Source organism: Corynebacterium glyciniphilum AJ 3170 (assembly GCF_007673095.1).
Taxonomy (GTDB): Bacteria; Actinomycetota; Actinomycetes; order Mycobacteriales; family Mycobacteriaceae; genus Corynebacterium.
In genome coordinates this window covers 1-244 of record NZ_VDYZ01000325.1, presented here as the reverse complement: position 1 = coordinate 244, position 244 = coordinate 1, and the positions used below count along the sequence as shown (strand labels likewise).

The window sequence follows — 244 nt, the reverse complement described above, 5'->3', positions numbered from 1 at the left end:
CACCCCCTCTCCCCTTCTTCAACTCCTCCAACGACAACCTCCACTCCTACCCCCCAATCCCCTCCCCCCCCCCCATCCCCCCCACACCCACCCACTTCTCCTCCCCCACCCCCCCCCTCATCTCCACACACTCCTCCACTCTCCCCCTCTCACCCCCCCCCACCCAACCCCTCCTCTCCTCCACCACTCCCTCCATCACCCCCCCCACCCCCAACAACACCCCCCACAACACCCACAAACCTTC

General features: G+C 66.8%; 1 protein-coding gene. It reads right to left on the bottom strand.

The window, feature by feature from the left end; genetic code table 11:
• Positions 1–46: 46 nt before the first annotated feature.
• Positions 47–244: hypothetical protein (locus tag FS507_RS20115; RefSeq protein WP_260853598.1), on the bottom strand; the 198-nt coding region annotated here is incomplete at its 5' end.